This window comes from Tabrizicola sp. (genome assembly GCF_031377265.1).
Classification (GTDB): domain Bacteria; phylum Pseudomonadota; class Alphaproteobacteria; order Rhodobacterales; family Rhodobacteraceae; genus JAUYQR01.
This window is the reverse complement of the sequence record NZ_JANMET010000195.1, coordinates 1-2,468: the sequence shown is the minus strand read 5'-3', so window position 1 is coordinate 2,468 and position 2,468 is coordinate 1. Positions and strand designations below refer to the sequence as shown.

The window sequence follows — 2,468 nt, the reverse complement described above, 5'->3', positions numbered from 1 at the left end:
ATCACGCTGTTCGCCGTGGCCGCAATGAACGCCTGGAAGGTTGAGGATATCCGGATCGTCCAGCTGGGCGACAGCTTTCCTTTGGGCAAGTACGAGGTCACCCTTAACGCGGTAAACGAAGTTCAGGGCCCGAATTACACGGCCACCAGGGCCGATATGACCGTGCGGCGCGGCGGCACCGAAGTGGCGCGTTTGTTCCCCGAAAAACGCTTCTACCCGGTGGCGCAGATGCCGACGACCGAGGCAGCGATAAACTTTGCCTTCACCCGCGACATCTATCTGGTGATCGGTGACGCACAATCCGGCGGCGGCTGGGCGGTGCGCAGCTACATTGAACCCTTCGCCAACTGGCTTTGGGGCGGGGCCGGGCTGATGGCACTTGGCGGAGTGATCAGCCTGACGGATCGGCGCTACCGGGTGGCTGCGGGCGCGCGGCGGGCGCGGGTGGCCGGGGTGCCAGCCGAATGATGCGTCGCGTTTTCCGCACGGCTTACAGGCACGCGCCCTACCTGCTTGTTGGTTGGCTCGCCTTGGCCGCGCCAGTGCTCGCGGTGCAACCGGACGAGATCTTGCCAGATCCCGTACTGGAGGCGCGCGCGCGAGAGATTTCGCGCGATATCCGTTGCCCGGTTTGCCAAGGGGAATCGATCGACGACAGTTCCGCCCCGATCAGCCGCGATCTGCGCATCATCATCCGCGAGCGGCTGGTCGCCGGCGACACGGATGCCGAGGTGATTGACTATGTCGTTGCGCGATATGGGGAATTCGTGCTGTTCAACCCCAGGGTCGAAGGTTCGAACCTGATCCTTTGGCTTGCCGGCCCGGCGCTGCTGCTGTCTGGCATCGGGATCGCCATCGCAACCCAGCGCCGCCGCAAGCCGATTGCCGAAGAAACCCTGTCGCAGACCGAGGCGGCGCGGCTGAAGGAAATTCTCAAGAACTGACGCTGCGTCGCGTTTGGGGGATGGCTGCGCCACCACTATGGTTCGGTGCAAATCGGGGGGCAGCATGGGCTATCAGACAATCACGGTGACTGAAGCCGCCGGTCTGGCGACCATCACTCTAAACCGCCCCGACAGGATGAATGCGCTGTCCCGGCAAATGCGGTCCGAACTGACCGAGGCGCTTGTGGTCGCCCATTCGCAGCGTTGCATTGTGCTGACCGGGGTTGGGCGGGCGTTTTGTTCAGGCCAGGATCTGACCGACATACCAACGCTAGGGGCCTTTGATGTCGAGGCCATCTTGCGCGACGAATATGAACCGCTGCTGCGCGCGATCACCGAAGCACCGGTGCCGGTGATTGCGGCGGTGAACGGGGCGGCGGTGGGGGCAGGGGCAAACCTTGCCTTGGCCTGCGACGTGGTGATCGCGTGCGAAAGCGCCAGTTTCATTCAGGCCTTTACCCGGATCGGGCTGATTCCGGATGCAGGCGGGACACATTGGCTGCCGCGTCAAGTCGGTATGGCGCGGGCGATGGGGGCCGCGCTCTTTGCCGACAGGATCAGCGCCCGCACCGCGGCGGATTGGGGAATGATTTGGGAAGCGGTGCCGGATGACCGGTTCACCGAAGTGGTGGCCACGCGGGCAACACATCTTGCCTCGGGTCCGACGCTGGCTTACCGGGCGCTAAAGCACGCGATGCGCGGCAGTTTCCAGCGCGACCTCGCGGCGCAACTGACGCTTGAAGCGCGGTTGCAAGGCGAGTGCGGTGCCAGCGATGATTTCCGTGAGGGCGTTGCCGCATTCCTTGGCAAACGCGCGCCACGGTTTCAGGGCCACTAAGCTACCCCTTTTCTTTTTCGGCGATGAGTGATTATCTCCACTTCCGCGAAACATATTCAGGCAGAGGCATCCATGTGGGACAACGTCCTTCTGGAGTTTCTTGGCCGGGGGGTTCGTACCGGCCGGTTGCAGCTTACGCTGGCTGACGGCCAGACGCATGTGATCGGCCCCGGCAACGGCCCGGAAGTGCGCGTGACAGTCACCGACCCGACGCTGCCGGGAAAATTCTTCTTCGCGCCCGAAATTACCTTGGGCGAAGCCTACATGGACGGCCGTCTGACCATCGGCGGCGATGATGTCCGCAGCTTCCTGACCTTCGCCCTGCGCAATACGCGTGGCCGCAAGGTGCCATTTCCGTTCGCACAGTTGTCGCAGTTGCGCAAACGCGCCCGGTCATGGACGATCTGGAACCACATGGGCGTCGCGCGGCGCAATGTGGCGCATCACTATGATCTGTCGGATGAGCTCTACGACCTCTTTCTTGATGCAAACAAGCAATACACCTGTGCCTATTTCCGTCGCCCCGACATGACTCTCGAAGAGGCGCAGGCCGCAAAGATGGCGCATATCGGCGGCAAGCTGCTGCTCAAGCCAGGAATGCGGGTGCTGGATATCGGGTCTGGGTTCGGGACGCTGGCGATCACCCTGGCGCGCGACCACGGGGTGAGGGTGGTGGGGGTCACGCT

The 2,468-nt window shown here is 63.1% G+C and carries 4 protein-coding genes; all 4 read left to right on the top strand.

Going from position 1 to position 2,468, the window contains the following annotated elements:
• Positions 1 to 468, top strand: a 468-nt coding sequence (locus tag RMO18_RS11145) for a cytochrome c-type biogenesis CcmF C-terminal domain-containing protein (protein WP_309665947.1), incomplete at its 5' end; no start/stop codon positions are given.
• Positions 468 to 944: a cytochrome c-type biogenesis protein CcmH gene (locus RMO18_RS11140; RefSeq protein WP_405054051.1), complete on the top strand. Its 477-nt coding sequence runs from the start codon at positions 468 to 470 to the stop codon at positions 942 to 944. The genes RMO18_RS11145 and RMO18_RS11140, both read left to right, overlap by 1 nt.
• Positions 945 to 1,008: 64 nt before the next feature.
• Positions 1,009 to 1,782: an enoyl-CoA hydratase-related protein gene (locus RMO18_RS11135; protein ID WP_309665944.1), complete on the top strand. Its 774-nt coding sequence runs from the start codon at positions 1,009 to 1,011 to the stop codon at positions 1,780 to 1,782.
• A 72-nt stretch (positions 1,783 to 1,854) separates the two neighbouring features.
• A partial coding sequence (locus RMO18_RS11130; protein WP_309665942.1) for a class I SAM-dependent methyltransferase occupies positions 1,855 to 2,468 on the top strand: 614 nt, incomplete at its 3' end.

Coding starts and splice junctions, on each gene's coding strand:
- RMO18_RS11135 (WP_309665944.1), top strand. CDS start 1,009: ATGGGCTATCAGACAATCACGGTGACTGAAGCCGCCGGTCTGGCGACC.
- RMO18_RS11140 (WP_405054051.1), top strand. CDS start 468: ATGCGTCGCGTTTTCCGCACGGCTTACAGGCACGCGCCCTACCTGCTT.